Below are 23,224 nucleotides of genomic sequence, written 5' to 3'. Positions count from 1 at the left end.
TTGGTCAGAATCGGTCAGCGAGAAGCGGCATGAAGGACCCCAAGCCGCGGACAAAACGGGGCTCAAGCCTTGTTGTAGGCCGATCCTGCCCCTTGCTGCGGCACGGCGAACGGCAGCACGGCCACTGTTACGTTGTCGTGGCCCCCACCGTCCAGGGCATGACCGACCAGAACCTGCGCACTGTGCAGCGGCCGGTCCGCGGCATCGGCCGGGATCGCCCGGGCCATGTCCTCGGCCGCCTCGGCGTAGTTCCACAGGCCGTCCGTGCAGACCACGACCACACCGGAACGATCCGGCTTGAAGGACGCGGTGTGCGGCTCCAGTTCGTACGCGTCGGCTCCCAGCCAGCCCGTGATGGCGTGGGCGCGCTCGTCCGCGTACGCCTCGGCCTCGCTCATCAGGCCCGCCGCCACCATCTGGGCGGCCCAGGAGTCGTCCTCGGTGAGCCGGGCGGGCGGTCCGCTGCGGTCGTCGGGCACCCAGTACGCCCGGCTGTCGCCGACCCAGCCGACGACCAGCAGGCCACCGGCGGCGACCGCGCCGACGATCGTGCATGCGGGCGCGTTCTGGTGGCGGTGCGGGTGGTGCTCCATCGCCTCGGCCTCACCGGAACCGGCGGCAAGGGAGTTGACCGCGTCCGCGGCCGCGACGATCGCCTCGTGCATGGCCTGCTGGGGGTGCGTGCCGCGCGGCAGGGTCTCCAGCAGCAGTTCGTTGGCGGCGCTCGCCGCGGCCTCGGAGGCCTCGTCGGGACGGGTCGCCGACGACACCCCGTCGCAGACGATCGCGACAACGGCCGGTGAACCGTCGGGCAGGGCGGTGGAGGAGACCGCGAACGAGTCCTCGTTGCGGTGGTGGCGCAGTCCGCGGTCGCTGACCGCGGCGACCGAGCCGAGCTCACGCTCCCAGTGGTCGCGTTCGCGGGGCTGGGCGTGGCCGCAGTTCTCGCAGTAGCCGTCGGTGTCGACATGACCGGCGCGGCAGGCCACGCAGAGCTTGGTGCCGGACGGGGGAGTGACGGGGTCCACGGCGCGCGGGTCGGCGGCGGGAGCTGCCTCGGGTGCGGGCAGCTCGAAATCGCCACTGGACGAGACGTCCTGGGCAGGGACGGCCGTGGCGCCGGTCGACACGGTCGACGGTGCCTCACGACCCGGCCGGTTGTCGTACCGTACGGCCGCCGGGGCGGTCAGCGGGCCGCCGCCCGAGTCCGTGCCCGGCACGTCGCCGGGCCGGTGCGTGGGCGCCTGGGCACCCGCACTGTCCGTGCCGGTCGCTGCCGGCCACTGGGCCGCCGTACCGATGGGGATGGTCGGGTGGTCGAGCGGCTGCTCGGGCACGGCCGAGAGGTCTTGTCCGCACGCACCGCAGAAAAGGTCACCCGTCTCCAGCGGTTCCGCGCAGCTCGGGCAGGCAGACCCCGCGGCCGGCTGGTGCATCTGCGAGGCCATCATCACACCCACGTCCGGGGGCGGAAGCGGTTGGCCCGCTCCACCAGGTCGATCCGCTCCTCGCCGCGCTGGGCGAGCCGGGCGAGTACCCGGTAGGAGCGTTCCAGCCCGAAGCGCAGGCCGCGCTCGTCCAGTTCGCTGCCGAGCAGCACGGTCGGCGTGCTGTGCGCCGCGTGCGGTGCGTTCGGCCCGTGCGGTGCGTTCTGTACGGACGGAGGGGCTCCGGGACTACCGGAGAGTACCCAGTCCAGGGCCGTGCCGAGTACTTCTGTCGACAACTGCTCGCGCCGCACCGCGTCCAGACCGAAGTCCTTCAGGCCGTCCACCTGCGCGGCGGCGGCCAACAGGTCGCCGATCAGCGGCTCGTGCACGGCGCGTCGCCGCAGCCTCGCCCGCACGGCGGCCACCCGCGCCGCCGTGTAGTGGATCGACGCCTCCGGCACCGACTCCAGCGTCCGCACGGCTCCGGCGCGGTCGCCCGCCGCGAGCTGCACCCGCGCGAGGCCGAACGCGGCGCTGACATAGCTCGGGTCGGTCGTCCACACCAAGCGGTAGTACTCCGCGGCGTTGTCCAGCTGGCCGAGCACCTCGGCGCAGACGCCCAGCGCCAGCTTGGGCGCGGGCTCGCCGGGGAACGCGTCGTAGATCGCGTCGAAGGAGAGCGCCGCGATCTCGTTCTCCCCGGTCACCAGGGAGGTGAGGCCGCGGTACCAGACGACCCGCCAGTCGTCGGGATGTTGGCTCTCCAGGGTCGCGAGCGCCTTGCTCGCGGAGTCCAGTTCACCCATCTCCAGGCGGGCGCGCAGCTCACGCAGCCGGGTCTCCGGGGAGGCCGCGGAGGCGGAGTGCAGGGCGGCGATCAGCTCGGCGGGGGCCGATGCCATGAGACCCGCGAGGAAACCGGCATTGGGGTCGTTCGGATCGACGCGGGGCACCGGCATTGCGAGTGAGGTCGCGCGGGGGTCCAGCGCGGCGAGGTGGGGTGCGAGCTTCGCCGGGGGCGGGGCAAGACCTCCGGCGCGGGGTGCCGGGATCGGGTCGGCGTTGCCGGCTCCGCCGGGCCCGTGTCCGTCGGCTCCCGCGCCCGACGGGGCCGAGCCGCCCACCGCCACCGAGTCGTTCGCAGCGACCGCCGACTGCTTACCGCGTCCGCGGCCGGAAGTCGTCGCACGCCCGCCCAGCTGTGACACGTCTCCCGTCAGCTCCGCGAACAACTGCGTGTCCGTGACCCGCAGTTCGGGCCCGAACAGCGTCGAAAGCGAGGGCCGCGGCCGGCCCGTCTGGATCGCGACGACCTCCCTGAGCACTCCCGTCAGCTGCTCCGCCATCTCCTGCGCCGAGGCGAACCGCCGCGCCGGGTCCGGGTCCGTCGCCCGCACCAGCAGCCGGTAGAAGGACTCGTACGTCTGGAAGACCTTGATGTTCTCCGGGTCCGGAAGGGAGTCCACGAACACGTTCGTGTAGCCCTGGAAGTCGAAGGTCAGCACCGCCAGTGTGCGCGCGACGGTGTACAGGTCGGAGGCGACCGAAGGGCCGACCTCGGCGACCTCCGGAGCCTGGTAGCCGACCGTGCCGTAGATCGCGGACTCGTCGTCGTCCATCCTGCGGACCGCGCCCATGTCGATGAGCTTGAGCTGGTCCTGCTGCTGGATGGCGTTGTCGACCTTGAAGTCGCAGTACAGCAGGTTCCGGCTGTGCAGATGCCCGAGCGCCTCCAGCGCCTCGATGCCGTACGCACACGCCTGCTCGACCGGCAGCGGATCGCGCTTGCCCGCCGTGTCGCGCCGTTCGTTGGCGATCTCCTTCAGCGACTTGCCTCCGACGTACTCCATGACGATGTAGCCGTCGAGCGAGCCCGTGCGCTGGTCGAGATGTTCCACGAAGTTGTAGATACGAACGATGTTGGAGTGCTCGATCTCCGCGAGGAAGCGGCGCTCCGAGATCGCCGCGGCCATGGCGTCCTGGTCGCCCGTGTCCAGCAGACCCTTGAGTACCACCCACCGGTCGGATACCGCGCGGTCCACCGCCAGATAGACCCAGCCCAGGCCGCCGTGGGCGAGGCAGCCCACCACTTCGTACTGCCCATGCACGATGTCGCCGTCGGCGAGCTTGGGCACGAACGAATACGGGTGGCCGCACTTGGTGCAGAAACCCTCCGTACGCCCGGGTCGCTCACCGCGCGAACGGCCCACCGGCGCCCCGCAGTCGGAGCGCGAGCAGAACCGCTTGCGCTCGGGGACCTCGGGGTTCTCCATCACCGCCGTACGCGGATCGGGGCGCGGCACCTCCGGCACCGAGACCAGGCCCGCGCCCAGCCGGTTGCGGCCGGACGCGCCCGTGGAGGAGCCGGAACTGCGCACCGAGACCGACCGGGTCGACGTACTGCTCCCGGTCAGCGAGCGCGACAGCCGGCCGGAGACGGAACGCCGCGAGGTCGACGAGCGCGACGAGGCCCGCGAAGAGCGTGAACTGCTGCGCGCGGAGCTGGAGTCCCGGCCGCCGCCCGTGATGCCGGTGGGCTGCGAGGACACCATGCCGTTCGACGAGACGACGGGTGCGAGCCCGCAGGTGTCGCAGTACAGCTCACCGCCGCCCATGTCCTCGTAGCTGCCCTCGCAGCCGGGACGCTGGCACGTGCTGTTCTCGCTCATGATTCCCCCCTGCGGTCCTCGGGCCCGGCCTGGCGCGGGACCAGTACTTCGGCGGCGGCCTGCTGATAGCGCAGCACCGCCTGTTCCGCGACGCGCAGATCGCACGGCGCGCTCCACAGCATCCGGCGGGCGGCGTCGTACCGCTCGATCAGCAGCGGGTCCTCCGCCATTCCGTGCCGGGCCACCTTCGCCTTGTACGCGTCCAGACGGCCGCGCAGCTCCGCGCGGACGGCAAGCGGCGCGGTCACGGCTGTCAACGACTCGCGGGCGCGCATCAGTTCGTCCTCGGCCTCGCGCTCCAGCGATTCGAGAAGTGGCGAGAGCCGGTGCCACTGGGAGTGCCTGCGGTACTCGGCGGCCGTGGCAAGCCGCTCCTGCAGTGCGGTCGGCGGGCCGCTGACCGCGGGCACCTCGGAGGCCGCGATCTTCGCCAGCACCTCGCCGCGCGCGGACCGTGCCTCGGTCAGCGTCCGGTCGGCGCGCGAGAGCACGTCGCGCAGCCGCATCAGCCGCTCCTCGGAGTCCTGCCGGACGCGGAGCACCGCCTCGATCTCGCGGCGGATGTCCTCGAGGGCGCGGGCCGCCCGGTCGTAGCGGTCGGTGTCGGGCCGTCCGCCGCCCGGGGCCGAACTGCCGGGCGCGGGCCGCCAGAAGGCGAGCGGGTCGGAGATCACCTGGGCGCGCAGCGTGGACAGCTCATGGGTGATCGCCTCCAGCTCGTCACCGGCCGGGTGCTCGCCGGGCCGTACGCCCACGGAGTGCGCGAGTGAGCGGGTCCGCTGCAGTTCGGCGGAGAGCAGATCTATGCGGGCGGGCAGCGCCGACCACACCGAGTCGGCCGTGACGACCATGTCCAGCGAGCTCGCGTACAGCTCGTTCATCCGGGCGACCAGCTCTTCGAGCGTGAACTGCTCGGAGAGCTTGGCGGGTCCGGTGATGGACGGCGCGGTGTGCGTGGCCGTGCCGGCGACCGTGACACTGCGGCCTCGCAGCCGTTCGGTCAGCTCCACCAGATCCTCACGGCTGGGCCAGCGACGGCGCGAACGCAGCTCACGGGTGTCGTTCAGGGCGGCGGTGTACGCGTCGAAGTACCCCCACAGCAGGGTGATCGCCTGCTCGGCGGAGGCCCAGCGGTCCTTGGTGACGCCCGTCAGCTCGGCGCCTTCGAGGAGCCGGCGGCCGGCATGGTCCTGGAGGGCAAGGAGCGACGTCTCGATCGCTTCGTGCTCCGCGCCGAGGCGCGCCAGTGCACGGTCCACCTCGTCCCGGTCCATCACCGGTCCTGGGGGTCCCCCCGCGAAGCTGGGGGAGGGTCCCGCCGCGCCCATCGATCACCTCTCCGCTCTACCTTGCAGGACTTGCTTTCTTGCAGGACTAGTTGTTCGTGCCGGGCTTCAGCCGGTGCGGTACTTCGGCGCGGGCGGCCCGGATATCCCGGGCAGATCGGCCACCAGCCACTTGTTGTACGCCTCCGTCCACGGGCCCTTGCGGTAGTCGTCGAGCACGCTGTTCACACGGCGCACCAGGTCGTCGTTGCCCAGCTTGGTGGCGACGCCGTAGAACTCGGTGGTGAAGGGCTTGCCGCCCTTGAGCTGGACCGCCGGGTCCTGGGCGGCCTGGCCCGCCGCGAGGGCCGCGTCCGTGACGACCGCGTCGACGAGGCCCAGCTGCAGCCGCACCAGGCAGTCGAGCTGATTGGGCACGGTGAGCTGGTCCTCGTCCGATGCCTGCCCGTCGTGAGCGTCCTTGAACGTCGCCCCGAAGGAGTTCTTCTCCAGGGCCTCGTAGGCCGTCGAGCCCTCGGCCGAGCAGACCTTCTTCCCGGACAGCGACCCGTTGTATCCGGTGATCGACGACCCCTTGGGGGCGAGCACCTGCTGGCCGGTCTGGAAGTACGCGGTGGAGAACGCGACCTGCTTGATGCGGGCGCAGTTGATCGTCATCGTACGGACGACGATGTCCACCGTGCCGTTGTTGAGGGCAGGTATGCGCTGGTTGGTCGGGATGGCGCGGAAGATGATCGCGTCGGGCCTGCCGAGGATGTCCTTGGCGATGGCCCGGGCGAGATCGATGTCGAAGCCTTCGAGGCCGCCGCTGGCGGGATTGCGGTAACCCCAGCGGTAGCTGTTCTGGTCGACGCCGACAATCAGCTTGCCGCGCTTCACGATCGCGTCGATGGCCGGTCCGCCGGCGGTCGACGACGGAAGCGATGCCTCGGGGCTGGTGCAGTCGTCCTTGGCTGGCACGACCGAGGCCACGCCCTGGGTGGCCGGCTCCGAGCCGTGCTCCTGCGTACCTCTGGAGAGCGGCAGCAGTATGACGGCGGCGGTCAGCGCGCAGGCGGCCGCCATCCCCGCGACGCCCTCCCAGCCGCGGATCCTGCTCCTCACGTCCCTCATGGCGCCCCCTCTCACCGGTACTCCGAAAGCCTGCGGTTGATGCCCAGTACGGCTCCCGCCGCGCCGAGCACGGCCAGTGCGGCGGCACCGACCGGCAGCCCGTCCAGCGCGCCGCGCCCGGAGGTCGCCGACGCCGTGAACTCCCGCTGCTCATGGTCGATCGCCTTGCGCAGCGCCGCGTCCACCGTGTCGAACGACTGGCCCGTCGACGCCTTCTGGCCGATGATCTGCTGCAGCGCGCTGTCGTAGTCTCCGCCGTTGTCGGTCTCACGCGCCTTCTTGTGGCGGGTGCGCCACTCGGCGACCGCCGTGGTGGCGTTCGCGACGGGATCGCGGCCCTCGAAGTCGTCAGCCAGGTCCTTCGCCCACGTCAGCGCTACACCGACCGCGTCCATCCGGTTCGTGTAATTGAATTCGTACTGGTCGTTCTTGCCGTCCGGGGTGAGGACCGCGCCCCGGGAGACGACCGCCAGATTCTCGTTGGCACGGGCCTGCAGCGCCTGTACCCGCGAGCTGTTGAGGGCCCTCAGGGACTCCTGGCCGTGCTCCATGGCGTTGTTCAGCTCGGCACGGGCCACCGTGTGTCCCACGATCAGCCAGAGCATGACGACGGTCGACGCGGCGGTGGCGGCGAGCAGCCCGTGGTTGAACATCCGGTTCGTACGCCGGTAGTTGCGCCGCTGGGCCCAGAAGAGCGCGCCCAGCGCCAGCACACCCAGGCCGAGGGAGACGAACGGCCAGTCGCGTGCGTCGTCGTTGTCCTCGCCCAGGCGCTTCGTCTCCGCCTGGTAGAGCTTGTCGGCGGCGGGCAGCAGCTCGTTCGACATCTTCAGGTTGGCGTAGCGCAGATAGGCGCCGCCGAGCGGCAGGCCCTGCCGGTTGTTGGCGCGGGCGCGCTCTATCAGGCCCGTATAGCGGGGCAGCTGCTCGTTGAGAGCGGAAATCTGGCGGCCCGACTCGGTCGCACTGTCCGTGTTCGCCGCGGCGTTGACGAGCAGCCTGGAGGCGGCGGTGATGTCCTTCTCGTACCGCTCGTGGATCGCGCGGGGCTCTTCGGCGCCGGCGAGAAAGCCATTGGCGGCCGCCGCGTCCGCGTCGGCCAGGGAGCGGTGGATGGACGCGGCGTCCGCGCTCAGCGGCTGACTGCGGCTCACCACATCGTCGGCCGCGGAAGCGCGGTCGGAGATCTCGAACGCGGTCACCGCGCCGAACGCCACGACCAGCGCGGCCAGAACGGCCCCGATGATCTGCAGCCGCCCCGGCTCGGTCGTCGCCGCGGTCAGCAGTCGCTCCTTGCCCATGGCCCAGGCGCCGCGGTGTGCGGGCGGCTGGGCAGCCGGCCGGACCGGTGGCTGTGCGGGCGCGTGCCCCGGTGCCGACTGGGGCGCGGTGCGCACATTCGGCGGGTATGTCACGTGACCTCCCCCTCGGTCCCTGACGTCGGCCCGCCCCCCGGCGGGTCGGGAGACTGCTCCCGGCCAGCAGTATGGCCGGAGTGACCGACATTCACAGCAGCATTGACTGGATCTTGTTCCTGTCGCAGCAATCCAGGATCCTGCCAGACCGTTCTCCCCACCATGAATACGCCCCTGCACCTTGGTCGGTTCCCGTTGGCGAGAGGTGGACAGGGCGCCGGACGGGTTCGAGTTCACAACCCGTCCGGCGAGTGAGGACGGCGCTGCCGTATTGACTCCGTGCCAGGAGTGTCAGGGCTCTGTCCGGCCCTGGGCGTAATACGCGCGCAGCCGGGCGCGTGCCTCCGGCGGCGCCCCCACATGGTCGAGCCCGAGCAGAGCCGCGCCGAGCACCGGTGGGGCCGTGACCACCTCGATGACCGCCTTCGGAGCCCTGGCCGCCAGCAACGTGCCGATCTGCTCGTCGAGTTCCGGATGCCGGGCCGCCAGCACACTGCCGCCAAGGAGCACCGGCACTTCCTCGTCCAGCAGATCGAGCCGGGCCAGCGCCACCGTGGACAGCGCGACGACCTCCTCCGCAAGCCGGTGCACCAGCGAGCGGGCCACCGGGTCGCCCTCCGCGCCGGTGGTGAAGAGGACCGGAGTCAGCTCGTGCTTGCGGCCCGCCGGGATGTGCCCGAGGTGAAGCGCCTCTATCAGGGCGTACATCGACTCGAGTCCGAAGTGCGCGGGCAGCGTGCGGGCCAGGGCCGTCGGCTCCCCGCGCCCGTCCTCCGCCCGCGCCGCGAACCACAGCGCCTCCTCCGCCAGGCCCGCGCCTCCGCCCCAGTCCCCGGAGATCCTGCCGATCGCCGGGAAGCGTGCCGTGCGGCCCTCCGGCAGCATGCCGACGCAGTTGATTCCAGCCCCGCACACCACCGCGACACCGCGCGGCTCGTCCACACCGGCGCGCAGGATCGCGAAGGTGTCGTTGCGGACTTCGGTCGTACGCCCCCAGCCGCGCCGCTGCACGGCCTCGGCCAACTCCCGTTCCTCCACGGGAAGATCGGCGTTGGCCAGGCAGGCAGAGACATGCACGACGCTCGTCACGCCCGCCTCTGCGAGTGCCCGGCCGACCGGCTCGGCCAGAGCGTCGATCGCCGCCTCCACGCCGACCCGGGGCGGCTGGAAGCCGCCGCCGCGCGCGGCAGCGAGCACGGCGCCGTCCCCACCGATCAAGGCCACATCGGTCTTGCTGTTGCCCGCGTCGATGGCGAGCACGCTCGTCTCTGCGGGCCGACGTGCGTTCAGGCCCACGTGAGGTGCTCCTGGTTGTGCGCGATCAGCTTGTCGGTGAGCCCATCGGCGTACTCGTACTGGCCGATCAGGGGATGAGACAGCAGCGCCTTGAAGACACGGTCGCGGCCGCCGCGCAGGGCGGCCTCCAGCGCCAGGTCCTCGTACGCCGTGACATGGGTGATCAGCCCGGAGTACAGCGGGTCCGGCTCGGGCACGGGCAGCGGGGTCGCGCCCTGCGCGCCGACGGCTGCCTGCACCTCGATGACCGCGTCGTCGGGGAGGAAGGACAGGGTGCCGTTGTTGACCGTGTTCACGACCTGGTACGGGTTGCCGCCCCCGCCGAGGAGAGCGGCCGCGAGATCCACGGCCGCCTCCGAGTAGAAGGCACCGCCGCGCTTGGCCAGCAGCTCGGGCTTGGTGTCGAGCGCCGGGTCGCCGTACATCTTCAGCAGCTGCTTCTCCATCTCCGCGACCTCGGCGGCCCGCGAAGGCTTCGTCCTCAGCTCCCGTACGACCTCGTCGTGCGCGTAGAAGTAGCGCAGGTAGTACGAGGGGATGACGCCGAGCCGGTCGAGCACCGCACGCGGCAGACGCAGGTCGTCGGCGATCGCGTCACTGTGCTCGGCCAGCAGCTTCGGCAGGACGTCCTCGCCCTCCGGGCCGCCGAGCCGCACCCCCGTCTCCCAGGTCAGGTGGTTGAGGCCCACATGGTTCAAGTGGACGTCCGCGGCGGCGACTTCGAGGAGGGCCGCGAACTTCCTCTGGAGCCCGATGGCGACATTGCACAGGCCCACGGCCTTGTGGCCGGCCTGCAGCAGCGCCCTGGTCACGATGCCCACCGGGTTGGTGAAGTCGATGATCCAGGCGTCCGGGTTGCTGCGCCGCACCCGCTCGGCGATGTCGAGGACGACCGGGACCGTGCGCAGCGCCTTGGCGAGACCGCCCGCGCCCGTCGTCTCCTGACCGACGCAGCCGCACTCCAGCGGCCAGGTCTCGTCCTGGTTGCGGGCAGCCTGTCCGCCGACCCGCAGTTGCAGCAGCACCGCGTCGGCGTCCGCGACTCCGGCGTCGAGGTCGGAGGTGGTGATGATCTTCCCGTCGTGGCCCTGCCTGGCGAAGATCCGTCGCGCCAGGCCACCGACGAGCTCCAGCCGGTCGGTCGCGGGGTCGATGAGGACCAGTTCACTGATGGGGAGGGTGTCCCTCAGCCGGGCGAAGCCGTCGATCAACTCAGGGGTATAGGTGGATCCGCCACCCACGACTGCAATCTTTGTCTGCCGGGGGTTCGGGGGTTGCCCCCCGATTGAATGCAGCATGGTCTCTAGCCCTTCACTCCGGTCAGTGTGACGCCCTCGACGAATGCCTTCTGGGCAAAGAAGAAGACGAGGATCACGGGGGCCATGACCAGGACGGTCGCGGCCATGGTCAGATTCCAGTCGGTGTGGTGCGCGCCCTTGAACGACTCCAGGCCGTAACTCAGCGTCCAGGCAGCCGGGTTCTCCGAGGCGTAGATCTGTGGGCCGAAGTAGTCGTTCCAGGCGTAGAAGAACTGGAAGAGCGCTACGGCGGCGATGCCCGGCTTGGCCATCGGCAGCACCACCTTGAGCAGGGTGCGCAGTTCGCTGCAGCCGTCGACCTTTGCCGCGTCCAGATACTCGTTGGGGATGGTGAGCAGGAACTGGCGCAGCAGGAAGATCGAGAACGCGTCACCGAACGCCATCGGGATGATCAGCGGCCACAGCGTGCCCGCCATGTCGAGCTGCTTCGCCCAGAACAGGTACATCGGGATGATGACCACCTGGGGCGGCAGCATCATCATCGAGATGACGAGCATCAGGGCGAGCCGCTGGCCGCGGAAGCGGAACTTGGCCAGCGCGTACGCCACCGGGATCGAGGACACCACCGTGAGAACGGTGCCGAGCCCCGCGTACAGCAGCGTGTTGCGCCACCAGGTCGCAAAGCCCGGAGTGTCCAGCACCCGGCGGTAGTTGTCCCACTCCCAGGTCGTCGGGACGAGATCGCGGGTGAGTGCCTGCTGGTCGCTCATCAGCGAGGTGAGGACGACGAAGACGAAGGGCAGCACGAAGAAGAGTGCGGCCGCGACGCCCAGCGAGTGCACGGCGATCCAGTGCAGCAGCGTCCTGCGGCGCGCCGTGCGTTCGGCTTCGCCGACAATGCTTGCCGGTGAGACGGGCTTGTCGAGGATCTGGGTCATGATGGTCAGTCACCCACCTGGACGAGGCCGCCGCGCCTGCGCATCAGGAACGCGGTGAAGACCATGGAGAGCACGAACAGGACGAGAGCGATGACGGCCGCGGCACCGTAGTCGAAGCGCTGGAAGCCGACGTTGTAGACGAGCTGCGGCAGCGTCAGGGTCGACTTCTCGGGGTAGCCGGGCTCGAACTGCTGCCCGCTGCCGCCGATGATGCCGGAGGCGACCTTTCCGGCCACCAGCGGCTGTGTGTAGTACTGCATGGTCTGGATCACGCCCGTGACAACGGCGAACATCACGATCGGCGAGATGTTCGGCAGGGTGACGAAGCGGAAGCGCTGCCAGGCCGATGCGCCGTCCAGCTCCGCCGCCTCGTACTGCTCCTTGGGTACGTCGAGCAGCGCGGCCATGAAGATCACCATCAGGTCGCCGATGCCCCACAGCGCGAGAGCGGTGAGCGCGGGCTTGGACCAGCTGGCGTCCGTGAACCAGCCCGGGGTCGGCAGTCCGATCGCGTCGAGGATCGAATTGACCGGTCCGGTACCGGGGTTGAGCAGAAAGACGAAGGCGAGTGTCGCCGCGACCGGCGGCGCCAGGTACGGCAGATAGAACAGGGTTCTGAAGACCCCGGCGCCCGTCTTGATCCTGGTGATGAGCAGTCCGATGCCGAGCCCGAAGACGACCCGGCAGGTGACCATCACAAGGACCAGCCACAGTGTGTTGCGCAGGGCGGGCCAGAACATCGGGTACTCGGTGAAGACGTATGTCCAGTTGTCCAGGCCGTTGAAGACGGGGGGCCGGAAGCCGTCGTACTTCATGAAGGAGAAGTAGACGGTCGAGATCAGCGGGTAGGCGAAGAAGACGCTGAAGCCGATCAGCCAGGGTGACATGAAGGCCGCGGTGCGCAGAGCCGAGCTCCGGCGCTTCGTCCGCAGCGTGTGCGTAGTCACTGTCTTTCTTCTCTGCTACTTCTGCTTGGCGATGTCGGTGTCGATCTGCTTGGCCGTCTTGTCCAGCCCGGCCTTCAGGTCGCTCGCCTTCCCGGACTCGTACTGGTAGCCGAAGTCCTGGAAGGTCACCTGGTACGCGCCGCCGTCGACGTTGGCGGGCGTGGTGTTGGACTTCGGGTGCTGCGCGATGGCGATGAAGGTCTTGAACTCCGGGTCGATCTTGAGGTTCGGCGACGTGAGCGCCTCGATCGTGGAGGGCACGTTGTGAATGCCGTTGGCGAAGGCCACCACCGCCTCGGTGTCCGTCGTCATGTACTTCACCAGCTCCCACGCGGCGTTCTGCTTCTTGCCGGTGGAGGCGATGCCCATGATCGTGCCGGAGAGATAGCCCTTGCCGTAGTCGGCGACCTGGTCGTCCGCGACGGGCAGCGGAGCCGTGCCGATCTCGAACTTCACCTTCGCGTCCTTCGCCATGCCAAGGCGCCACTCGCCGTCCAGCTGCATGGCGACCTGACCGGTCTGGAAGGGGTGCTTGGCGCCCCACTCGTCACCGAAGGTGTTGCGGTACTTCTCCAGCTTGGTGAAGCCGCCCAGCTTGTCGACCAGGCCCTTCTGGAAGGTCAGCATCTTCGAGAACGCCGGGTCCCTGGCGATGTTGGACTTGCCGTCCGCGTCGAAGTAGGTGGGGCCCCACTGGGATACGTAGTGCATGGGGGTCGTCTCGTAGCCGTGGTAGTTCGGCATGAAGCCGAGCTGCTCGTAGCTGTCGCCCTTGGTCTTGGTCAGCTTCTCGGCGGCCTTCTCGAACTCGCTCCAGGTCTTCGGCGGGGCGGTGATCCCGGCGGCCTTGAAGGCGTCCTTGTTGTAGTAGAGGCCGTACGCGTCATTGAGCAGCGGCAGCGAGCACTGGTTGCCCTCGAACTGCGTGTAGTCGAGCAGCGGCTTGTGGAAGACCTTCGTCGCGTCGATCTTCGACTTCGCCAGGAAGGGCTTGAGGTCGACGAAGGCGCCGGAGGCGCAGAACTTGCCCACGCTGTCTGTGGTGAAGGAGCTCACGACGTCCGGCGCGTTCGAACCACCGGCCCGCAGCGCCTGGTTGATCTTGTCGTCGGTCATATTGCCGACGATCTTGACCTTGATGTTGCCGTGCGCCTTCTCGAAGCGGGAGACGTTCTCCTGGATGGCCTTGACCTCGCTGGGGGCGCTCCAGCCGTGCCAGAAGGTGATGGTCGTCTTCGCGTTCGGATCGTCGTCGGCCGCGGAGTCGCTCGAGCCCGTACAAGCCGAGGCGAACAGGGATATCGCGGCTGTCGCGGCGAGCGCGGCGGCCGTCTTCCGGGTGCGTGTGGACATGGCGGAGTCTCCCTGTGACGGGTCGTGGGGCTGTGGCGGGTCTTTCGGCTGTTTCGGACGGGATCAGCGGGAGCAGCGGGATCAGTGGGAGGTTGGGATCAACGGATCAGCGGGAGGTGTCGAAGACTTCGTCGCGCGTCGTGGCCAGCGCGCTCTCCAACGCGCCGCGCAGGACGGGGTGTTCTTGTACGGAACCGAGTACGAGACGGGGCCGGGGTGCGGCCAGTTCGGTGAGCTCCGCCTGCACGCGTTCGCGCAGGGGCTCCCCGCCGGCGGCAATCACATCGCCGGAGAGGACGACGAGTTCGGGGTCGAGTACGGCGACCATGGAGGCCAGACCGGTCGCGAGACCGGTCGCGTAGGCGTCGAGCAGCTTGCGGTACGGTCCCGAGTCGGCCTCTGCCGCCCGCGCGACGAGAGAGGCGGCGACCTCGGCGTGCGGTCCGTGACCGACGCCCTGGACCCCGAACTCGCGCGCCAGGCGGGGCAGCGCCTGGGCACCGGCCAGCTCCTGGAAGCCGCCGCTGTTGGCCTTGGTCACCTGCCGCACCAGCGGGGTGCCGGGCACGGGCAGAAAACCGACCTCCCCGGCACCGCCGGTGAAGCCCCTGTGGAGGCGCCCGCCGATGACGACGGCGGCACCGAGGCCCTCCTGGTTCCACAGCAGCACGAAGTTCTCGTGCCCGTGCGCGGCGCCCAGGCGCTGCTCGGCGACCGCGACCAGGTTGACGTCGTTCTCGTACTCGACGGGCATGGGCAGCACCGCGGCCAGCTCGTCGAGGAGCGTGGGGGAGTGCCAGCCGGGCAGGTGGGAGGCGTAGCGCAGCCGCCCGGTGGACGGATCGAAGGCACCGGGCGTACCGATCACGAGCCGGTGCACATCGGACCGTGTCACCCCGGCGGCCTTCACGGCCCCGTCGAGCGCCTCGGTGACCTGCCGTACGACACTCTCGGCCCGCCGCCCCGGGGTCGGCAGCTCGAACTCCCCGACGGTGGCACCGGTGACATCGGCGACGGCGGCGTGAATGCGCTGCGGCGTCACGTCGAGCCCGGCGGCGAAGGCGGCGCGAGCGTTGACGGCGTACAGCTGCGCATTGGGCCCGGGCCGCCCCTCGGTGGTCCCGGTGGCGACGACGAGCCCGGCGGATTCGAGGCGGGCGAGCAGCTGCGACGCGGTGGGCTTGGAGAGGCCGGTCAGCTTCCCTATCTTGGTGCGGGACAGGGGCCCGTGCTCAAGCAGCAGATCGAGCGCGGCCCGGTCGTTCATGGCGCGCAGTACGCGCGGTGTACCGGGTGTGGTTCCGGGACTGGCCCCGGGGGTTGTTCCGGCCACGACGGATGCACCTGCCCTTCGGCTGCGGATGTCCTCAGCTGGACTGTTAGGAAAGTTTCCTATTTAGCTGGGAGGAAGGTAAGCCGCAGGTCGGGCGGGAGTCAATGGTCGGCGCCGACTGGGCAACCAAAGCGTTACGCCGGATGGCTGCCGGGCCAGGTAGGGGAACGGGATTCCAGGCAGCGGAACCGGGTTCACTGACGCGGACACGGGAACGGGCCCCTGCCGGGTGGCAGGGACCCGTGGCCTTGCTGAGCCGCGTCAGCGGCCGTCGGTGAGGACCTGGGCGGTGGGGGCCCAGTACCCGGTGAGCCCGCCGGCGGTGATCCGGACCATGGGGCGGCCGTTCACGATGGCCCTGCGGTCGAAGGGGGCGTTGGACGCACTGGCGAACTTCACCGTCTTGGTGGAACCGGTGATCCCGTCGGCACCGAACTTCACACAGGTGACGGCCACGTTCGCGGGGAAGGTCGCCGTGCGCTGCGGGAGGTACGTGGTGGAGAGGTATTCACCGCGTAGGAAGAAGGTCACCTTTTTGATCTCGTCAGCGACCGCGGCGAAAGATCCGCTGCAGCAGCGTGGGCGGTTCCTCCTCACGCGGGCTGGACACGACAGGGGGCTCGGTTTATGGGGCAACCGCCGGAGGCGTCGGCCAGGGATTGGCGGGGAGGGGGGTGGGCAGAGAGATGCCGCGTCAGCGGGGAGAGTTGCTGCGGAGATGCCGGCTCGTTTCTCCGCGCTGGGCAGCCGTTTGAGGTGATCCCGGCGCCGGTGAGGATAGGCACGGGAGCGGTCCTGGCGTCGGTGGGGGTGCTCAGATCACAGGACCCCGGCGCGCCTCAGTTCGCCGAGGCGGTCGTCGACCTCGATGACCTCGTCGCGAGAGAGGGCCGCGGCGATCCACTGGCGGGCGGTGCCGTGGGCGATGAACTCCTCCGGGAGCCCGATCCCGTATTGCTCCACGTAGTCGGCCGCGTCCAGCCGCCAGAAGAAGCGGCCGTCGCTCATGATGGCGGTGCCGCCGAAGCGGGAGAACTTGTTGCCCAGCATGTCCTCCGAGAATCCCATCAAGGCGATGATCGGAGTGCCGGAGCGAAGATATTCGGCGATTTTTTTCCGCGCCCCCTCGGGAATCTCGCCCACTCGCCGACGAAGTTCGTCGGCGTTTTCCGCAAAGGTGAACTGGCTCGCGATCGACCCGAATACACCCAGGGGAACGATGTGTGCCATGCGACATTTCCAGACGATAGGGGACGCTTCGGCGGGGCGACGGAAGGCCGTCTCCCCGCCGAAGGGTGGGGGTCACCGGGGAGCGGTGACCCCCGATCATTCGTTACGCGGTCGCCTTCGAGCGGGCGTAGATCTCGTCGGGTTTCGGGAACTCCACAGCCGGTGACAGCCGAAGAGCCCCGGAATCCTCGTCGTAGTAGTAGTACAGGCCGAACTCACCCGGCTCCGATCCGCACTGCCCCGCCGCGAAGGTGACGGAGATCCACTTGCTGCCTCCTGCGGGCACGGTGTCCACGCCCCAGGAGAACGGGCATTCCGCCTTGGTGTCGGACTTCTCCATCAGGCTGCTCAGCTGGAGCTGGGCTCCTGCCGAGATGGTGCCCGTCCCGCCCTTCTCGAAGGTGAACCGGTCGCCTCCGGGGTTGCTCCAGGAGCCGACGATCTGGCTTCCCGTGGGGACGGGGAGTTTTTCTTCCTCCTCGCAGGCGGACAGTCCCGTGACGAGGACGGCGGAGACGGCGGCGGCGGAAAGGACCCGTCTGCCTCTCCTAGTACGGCACATAGATTTCCTCGATCCAGTTGATCTTCACGGTGATGTCCGTCTGACCGTCGGGCCAGATCTGCTTCGCGACTTCCGAGCCCGCCTTCATGACCGGATTGGAGCTGCCGTTCTTGTATCCGTCGTCCGAGAGGCTGCGCGTCGCCGAGGCTACCGTCATGGTGTTGGAGATCGACACCTTCGCCTGGCCGACCAGGGCTCCGTGGTCCCACTCCGAGTCCGTCCTGGGCGGCTCGCAGGCCACCCCGAGCAGCTCGTAGTCGAGGTTGTAGGAACCGAGCGCCATGCTCGCGGGGCTGGCCCCGTAGATGCCCTCGGTGAGGAACCCGGTGAAGTCCGTGAGGCCTTCCCAGATCTTCTCGCTGTCGCTGCGGTCGGCGTGCGACTTGTCGAACGATCCCTTCGCCGTGTACACGCCGTCCTTGATCATGCCCTGCATCTTGCGGATGAAGGACCGGAAGTGGTCCTCCGTGCGCAGCTGCCGGACGAACTCGCCGTCCGGCGGCAGGGTGATCTCGGACGGTCCGCCCTTCGCCCACAACATGACCAGCTCTTGGGCGGAGAGGTCCATGACCTTGCTCTTCTTGCCCTCCTTGCGCTCCGGCTCGGGGTTTGGCCCCTTCTTGAAGCTCGGCTTCTTGAAGACGGCGACGTCGACGGAGGTCGTCCGGCCGGCGCGGGTGGTCACCGTGGCGCTGATGTACGTGTTGGAGGTGCCCGGGACCTTGGTCGTATAGGTCTGGGTGGAGTGGTAGACCCACGTCCCGTTCGGGCCCATCGTCATGTAGTCGTGGTAGGTGCCGCCCTTGCCGTCGCTGCACCCGCGTTCGCAGTCCGTGATGGGCCGCAGGCCGGTGGGGTCGGTCTTGGTAACGGGCGTGTTGTTGGCGTAGGCGTAGCCGTTCATGGACTGGTGGTCCTCAGGAACCAGGACCGGGTCGACGGAGAGGAAGCGTCCGGTGGCCGGGTCGTACTCGCGGGCGCCGATGTGGGTGAGTCCGGTGTCGGCATCGGCGGGTTTGCCGAGGAAGCCCTTGTCGTCGGGCCAGGCCGAGGGGCTCTCGCCGCGGGTCTCGCCGAAGGGCTTGGTGTAGCGGCGGGTGACGGCTTGGGTGGTGGCGTCCACCGTCATCGAGGCGGTGCCGTGGTGGTCGTCGACCATCCAGGACAGACCGGTCTCGGTGCGGACGGCGGTGACGTCACCGGCCGGGTAGTAGCGCTGGGCGGTGAACTTGTTGGCGGCCGTGTCGTAGTGGAGTTCCTGACCGGCCAGGTAGAGGACGGTCTGGCCGATGCCGCGGCGGATCAGGAGGTTGCCGTTGGCGTCATTGAGGTAGTCGGTGGTCTTGGTGCCTTCGGTGAGGCGGGTGAGTTCTCCTTCGATGTCCCAGGTGAGGCTCTGTGCTGTGCCGGTGGGGCTGTAGCGCTTGGTGGTGTTGCCCTGCTCGTCGTACGTCAGGGACTTGGCGGTGCCGCCGTCGACGGTGAGCGAGGTCAGGCTGTGGGGCTGGCCGGCGCCGGTGGCGTTGACGGCGGGGTAGCCGTAGGTGGTCGTGGTGTCACCGGTGGCCTTGTGCTCGGTCTGGGTGTCGCGCAGGCCGCCGGGCTTGTAGGCCCAGCTGGTCCAGTACGGGGCCGGGCCACCGAGGGTGGACGCCGAGCGGGAGGTGGCGCAGTCGTTGGAGGACGGGGTCCAGGCCTCGGTCAGGCGGCGGTAGCCGTCGTAGTCGAAGCACTGGGTGTCCTTGCCGCTCGCGCCGTCGGTGATCGACTTGACATTGCCGGTGGCGTCGTAGACGTAGTCGACGTCGCTCGTGTAACCGGCGTTGGTCTGGTCGACGGTGTGCATGTTGGACAGGCGGCGGGTGCCGTCCTCGTAGCGGTTGAGGATCTGGAGCTGCTTGGCACCGGTGGAGGTGCCCAGGCGGGTCTCCTCGATCTCACCGTACGGGGAGTAGCCGATGTTCTGGACGTAGTCCGTCATGCCGTCGGTGCCGGTGAGCATGCCGAGGCCGTTGTAGCTGTTGGCCACGGTTTCCGCGGGCAGGCCGGCCACCGCAGGCATCGAGGTCGACTGGACGGTGCCGTCCCTGTTGTAGACGGAGGAGGTGGTGAACGTCTGCGGCGCGCCCGCGGCGACCAGGGGGTCAGTGGCGGCGATGACGGTCTTGGTGCCCTTGGGGCGGCCGAGGCTGTCGTAGCCGGTGACGACCTGGGAGTAGATCTTGCCGGTGGTGCCGCCTACGTACCGGATGGCCGCGGTCACCTGTCCTTTGGCGAGGGAGTCGTAGGTGAACTTGGTGAGCTGGTGGGCGTTGTCCTTCGCCCCGTCCCAGGTGCCGATCTTGCGACCGAGCTCGTCGTAGTCGGTGATCAGCGTGCGGGTGATCTGCTCCAGGGTCGTGGTGGTGGTCACCGGCTGGTCGGCGTCGTTGTAGGTGGTGGTGACGGTCCCCTTGTCGGGGTCGGTGGAGGTGGTCTTGCGGCCGCGCAGGTCGTAGCCGTACGACCAGACGGCGTTGTCCGTACCCGTCATCTTCGTCAGCCGGCCTGACGGGTCGTGCTCGAAGAGGGTGCGGGTGTAGTCCGTGCCGGTTGGGACGGGGCCGCCGTACTCGCGGCGCTCGGTGATTCGGCCGCGGGCGTCGGTGATGCTCAGGGTGCCGGTGCCGCCCGCGGCGGCGGTGACGGCGGTGCGGTCCCCCTGGTACTCGGTCCTGGTGCGCCACTTCTCCTGGTCGTATACCCGGAAGATCGATTCGGTGGCGCGGCCGACGGCGTCGTAGACCGTCTCGGTGGAGGCGGGGACGGAGCCGGGGTACGTGTTGGCCAGGGTGCCCGACGGGGCGAGGTTGTCGTGGACCTGCTCGTTGGCGATGTACGCCAAACCCCGGTCGTCGTAAAGGCTCTCGGAGATCACCCGGCCGCCGTTCGGCGCGGGGACCTGCTTCTGGCGGGACCGCAGCAGCCCGTCGAAGATCTCGTAGGAGCTGTTGTAGGTCTGTCCGTCCGCCTTGAGGGCGTCGGTGCGGACCCAAGTCTCCTTGTCGTTGTTGATGCTGTACGCGTAGACCAGGGTGGCCGCGTCGCCGAGCGCGCGGGAGCGGTCCGGCTTCCAGACCGAGCGCACACGGCCAAGCGCGTCCAGGGACCACTCGGTGACGTTGCCGTTGGCGTCGGTGGTCTTGGTGGCCGTGCCCCAGGCCGGATCCACCACGGTGGTGGAGGAGTACAGCTTGGGGTCGGTGGTGGTCTTGGACGTCAGCGGGCCGTAGCCGGTGTCGTCGGGGACGTAGGTGGTCTTGACTGTGCGGCCCAGGGCGTTGGTCGCTGTGAGCGGGCGGCCCAGCTTGTCGAAGGTGGAGCTGGAGACCTGCTGGTAGACGGGTGCCTTGGTCACCTGGTCGTAGCTGGCGACCCGGTAGGAGGCGGTGATCTCGCCCTTGGTGGGCGCCACGCCGACCGCCTGGCCGTCGTAGGCCGTGGTGACATCGGAGACGACGTCGCCGGGGGCCGTCGGAATGGCCGTGCAGCCGACGGAGTAGACCTCGACGCGGCTGACCTTGTTCACCAGCCAGGCCGAGGTGTTGCGGGCGTAGCTGGTGCGGGTGCAGGTCTCGTCGCCGGTCTTGCCGGTGTCGCCGCTGTCCTCCACGGTGAGCGGCATGCCGTACGTGGTGTCGTAGGTGGTCGTCTGCTTGACCGTGCGGGTACCAGTGGAGATTTTGGTGCGGGTGGTGGTCTCGCCGGCCTGGACGATCCAGGACTCGGTGGTGCCCCAGCTGTATGCGTGGCTGCCGGTCTTGTAGGACCACGGGGTGTTGATGGTGCCGCTGACTTCTTCGGCGCCGTTGTAGACGATGGTCTCGCGGACGAAGCCGGCGTACTGGCGGGAGTCGTCAATGGCGGTGCCGGTGGAGTCGGTGACCTTCTCCACCCGTGCGGTGCCGTCGAGTTCCTTCTCGCCGTTCAGGCCGCGCATGTAGAGCGTCTGCTTCTTGCTGCGCGGGCCCTCGGAGTCGCCGGAGGTCTGCACGACCTTGCCATAGCCGCGCCACTGAGACCAGGTGCGGTTGGACGCCTTGGTCAGGCCCTCGTCGTCGGCGTAGCCCCAGCCGGCGCCGCCCTGGTAGTCGTAGTACGTCTCGCCGGTGTCGCCGTGGCCGTAGGGGTCGTCCTGGAAGGTGGACGTGACCACGTACTTGTGGAACCAGTCGGTGACCGGGGTCGCCCCGGACTGGGACCACTTGACCGGGTAGCAGCGGCGGGTGTTCTTGTCGAGGTTCGCCGGCATGCTCGAACCCCAGATGCAGTCGGGGTCGGAGTAGTTGACGGTGAGGGTCGAGCCGGTCTCGGTCTTGATGGTGCGCACGCGCCACTTGATGTAGCGCAGGGTGTCCGGACCGCTGCCCTCGACGTGGTTGGACAGCTGGATGCCGCCGAAGACGATCGGCGGCATCGCGGCCGCGGTGGTGTTGGCCTTGCCGGTGTTCTGGATGGACTTCAGCCACAGGCTCGGCGAGGAGGCGTCACCGGTGTCGGGGAAGTCCTGCTCCAGGTGCCAGGTGTCCACATCCCGCTGGGTGGTGCCGGTGCCCGTCCACACCGAGGTGGTGACGTCGGTGAGGCGCTTGCGGGTGAAGAAGGACGGGCCGATCTGCGTGGTGCACTTGGTGCCGGACGCGCAGATCATGTCGAAAGGCACGTCGGGCCAGTTGGCCTTCGTCGTCGACGTCAGGCTCGTGCACGAGGTCAGGCAGCGCTCGGCGTAGGTGAAGCGGACCTGCTGCGCGGCGGGCTTGCTGTAGAGCAGATCGCTGCGCAGGCCGTAGTCGATGCGGTTGAGGTAGCCGCCCCGGATGTAGGCGGTGCCGTTGACGGTGGTGTCGGCGTTCTTGGAGTAGTAGTTCGTCTCCTTGCTGTACCAGTACGTGGAGGCGTTGCCGTGGGTGTCCACGACGTAGTCCAGGTTCCAGCGCCACGCCTGCGTACAGAAGGAGTCGGCGAAACCGGTGGACTTGTAGCAGGGCTCGCCGGAGTCGTCACCGAAGACCGGCAGCGTCCACACCGAGTTGGTGACCGGGTCGTCGTCGGCGGTGTCGGTAGTGCCCTTGTCGCTCCAGCCGGGCAGGCGGTGCTTGCCGAAGAAGTACTGGGTGCCGGAGGCGTCCGTGACCTTCCAGTACTCGGTGTTGTCGTCCCCGTTGCCGGTGGCACCGGTCAGGTGCTCGACGCGGGAGCCGTCTTCATTCTTCACCTTCCAACTGCCGCCGGACGCCTGGGACAGGGCGGCGGTGTCGCAGGCGGTCTTGTCCGCGCAGGTGTTGACCAGTTCGACGGCTTTGCCGTTGAGGACGAGGGTGGCGTTGGCGTACTTCCAGCACTGGTCGCCCTTGCCGGCCTGGCCGTCGTCCTTGCAGGAGGCGTACTTGCGCTCGACGTAGGACTCGGTCATCGAGAAGCCCTCGCCGATCACCGAAGTCTGGTTGTTCTCCCCGGCCGTGCGGCCGTCCACCGACCCGGAGCTGTAGGAGATCGAGAGGTTCGGGGACGGGCCGGCCGTCGCCGGGGGAACCCGCAGCGGGTAGTTCCAGGTGAAGTCACCCGTGCTGCCGCCGGCCTCCCAGGTCGCGGTCGGGGACAGCGGGGTGGCGCTGTAGTCGCTTCCGCCGCCCGAACTGCCGGCCGCCGCTGCTAGCAGCATCGGAGTGCCTGCTGAGAGGGAGCGGGCGGAGACCGTGCCCGTCAGGGTCTGGGACTCCGCGTCGTTGTCCGCGCCGGCCACCGGGGTCTGGGTGCGGCACACCTTCTTCTGAGGGGTGGTCAGCGCACACGCCGGGAGCGTGACCAGGCGCAGACGGGGGCCGAAGTTGCCGCCGTAGACGTCGTTGAAGGAGGAGTAGTCCAGGGAGACCCGGAGCTTGTCGGTGTCGCCGGTGGAATCCTTTGCGGCACCGGCCGGATCGACGGTGAGGAGAACGCCGTTGACGCCCGCCTTCCTCGCGGCCGACTGGGCGTGGACGCTGAGCACCACCTTCTCGGCCGGACCGGTGGCCTTGGCCGCCACCTTGTTCTTCGCCGACTTGGGTGCCGGGGCGGCGGGCTCCTGGGTCAGCTTCACGCCGAGCCCACCGACGGTGACGGAGGCCGCGCCGGTCGCCGAGACGGCGGCAGTGGACTTCCCGGCCTTCGGCCATGCGGCCTTCTTCAGCCGCTCACGGGTCTGGGTGGAAGCGGGAGCGGCTTTGTCCTTCGGGGCCTTGGACGTGCCGGACTTGAGCACGCCCACCTTGTCGATCTTCGCGTCGGGCCTGTCCTCCAGTGGCTTGCGGGCCGCCGCGGACTTGGCCTGCGCGGCGAAGTCGTAGCCCGACGGAGCCACGACCTGAGGCAGAA

At 69.1% G+C, this 23,224-nt stretch carries 15 protein-coding genes; all 15 read right to left on the bottom strand.

Annotation, left to right across the window (positions count from 1 at the left end):
* Window positions 1-62: 62 nt before the first annotated feature.
* Window positions 63-1,451 carry a PP2C family serine/threonine-protein phosphatase gene (locus FBY35_RS30755; protein WP_142218254.1) on the bottom strand — a complete coding sequence of 463 codons (1,389 nt, stop codon included), beginning with the start codon at window positions 1,449-1,451 and terminating at the stop codon, window positions 63-65.
* The gene (locus tag FBY35_RS30750) at window positions 1,451-4,099 is read right to left on the bottom strand and encodes a serine/threonine-protein kinase (RefSeq protein WP_142217209.1); all 2,649 of its coding nucleotides are present in this window, start codon (window positions 4,097-4,099) and stop codon (window positions 1,451-1,453) included. The genes FBY35_RS30755 and FBY35_RS30750 overlap by 1 nt, the downstream gene beginning before the upstream one ends.
* Complete coding sequence (locus FBY35_RS30745; protein ID WP_186357108.1) at window positions 4,096-5,427, bottom strand: hypothetical protein; 1,332 nt, start codon at window positions 5,425-5,427, stop codon at window positions 4,096-4,098. The genes FBY35_RS30750 and FBY35_RS30745 overlap by 4 nt, the downstream gene beginning before the upstream one ends.
* Before the next feature lie 66 nt (window positions 5,428-5,493).
* The gene (locus FBY35_RS30740; RefSeq protein ID WP_142217207.1) at window positions 5,494-6,498 is read right to left on the bottom strand and encodes a glutamate ABC transporter substrate-binding protein; all 1,005 of its coding nucleotides are present in this window, start codon (window positions 6,496-6,498) and stop codon (window positions 5,494-5,496) included.
* Window positions 6,499-6,509: 11 nt separating this feature from the next.
* Window positions 6,510-7,913 (bottom strand): hypothetical protein, encoded by a 1,404-nt coding sequence (locus FBY35_RS30735; RefSeq protein ID WP_142217206.1) that lies wholly within the window; start codon window positions 7,911-7,913, stop codon window positions 6,510-6,512.
* Between the two features lie 291 nt (window positions 7,914-8,204).
* Window positions 8,205-9,209 carry an N-acetylglucosamine kinase gene (locus FBY35_RS30730; protein WP_260848865.1) on the bottom strand — a complete coding sequence of 335 codons (1,005 nt, stop codon included), beginning with the start codon at window positions 9,207-9,209 and terminating at the stop codon, window positions 8,205-8,207.
* Window positions 9,200-10,507 (bottom strand): 6-phospho-beta-glucosidase, encoded by a 1,308-nt coding sequence (locus FBY35_RS30725; RefSeq protein WP_142217205.1) that lies wholly within the window; start codon window positions 10,505-10,507, stop codon window positions 9,200-9,202. The genes FBY35_RS30730 and FBY35_RS30725 overlap by 10 nt, the downstream gene beginning before the upstream one ends.
* 5 nt (window positions 10,508-10,512) lie before the next feature.
* Complete coding sequence (locus tag FBY35_RS30720) at window positions 10,513-11,406, bottom strand: carbohydrate ABC transporter permease (RefSeq protein ID WP_142217204.1); 894 nt, start codon at window positions 11,404-11,406, stop codon at window positions 10,513-10,515.
* Window positions 11,407-11,411: 5 nt separating this feature from the next.
* Window positions 11,412-12,353, bottom strand: a complete 942-nt coding sequence (locus tag FBY35_RS30715; RefSeq protein WP_142217203.1) for a carbohydrate ABC transporter permease — start codon at window positions 12,351-12,353, stop codon at window positions 11,412-11,414.
* A 15-nt stretch (window positions 12,354-12,368) separates the two neighbouring features.
* Window positions 12,369-13,706, bottom strand: coding sequence for an ABC transporter substrate-binding protein (locus FBY35_RS30710; RefSeq protein WP_142217202.1), 1,338 nt, complete (start codon window positions 13,704-13,706; stop codon window positions 12,369-12,371).
* A 106-nt stretch (window positions 13,707-13,812) separates the two neighbouring features.
* A complete protein-coding gene (locus FBY35_RS30705; protein WP_142218252.1) occupies window positions 13,813-14,973 on the bottom strand; it encodes an ROK family transcriptional regulator in 1,161 nt (386 codons plus the stop codon).
* Between the two features lie 327 nt (window positions 14,974-15,300).
* The gene (locus FBY35_RS30700) at window positions 15,301-15,570 is read right to left on the bottom strand and encodes a hypothetical protein (protein ID WP_186357107.1); all 270 of its coding nucleotides are present in this window, start codon (window positions 15,568-15,570) and stop codon (window positions 15,301-15,303) included.
* A 288-nt stretch (window positions 15,571-15,858) separates the two neighbouring features.
* Window positions 15,859-16,269: a hypothetical protein gene (locus tag FBY35_RS30695; RefSeq protein WP_142217201.1), complete on the bottom strand. Its 411-nt coding sequence runs from the start codon at window positions 16,267-16,269 to the stop codon at window positions 15,859-15,861.
* 103 nt (window positions 16,270-16,372) lie between these two features.
* Window positions 16,373-16,831, bottom strand: coding sequence for a hypothetical protein (locus FBY35_RS30690; RefSeq protein ID WP_142217200.1), 459 nt, complete (start codon window positions 16,829-16,831; stop codon window positions 16,373-16,375).
* Window positions 16,818-23,210: an RHS repeat-associated core domain-containing protein gene (locus FBY35_RS30685; protein ID WP_260848864.1), complete on the bottom strand. Its 6,393-nt coding sequence runs from the start codon at window positions 23,208-23,210 to the stop codon at window positions 16,818-16,820. The genes FBY35_RS30690 and FBY35_RS30685 overlap by 14 nt, the downstream gene beginning before the upstream one ends.
* Between the last annotated feature and the right edge of the window lie 14 nt (window positions 23,211-23,224).

This window comes from Streptomyces sp. SLBN-118, assembly GCF_006715635.1.
In the GTDB taxonomy this organism is placed as follows: domain Bacteria; phylum Actinomycetota; class Actinomycetes; order Streptomycetales; family Streptomycetaceae; genus Streptomyces.
The sequence above is the reverse complement of the archived record's forward strand: the minus strand, read 5'-3'. Positions and strand labels throughout refer to the sequence as shown.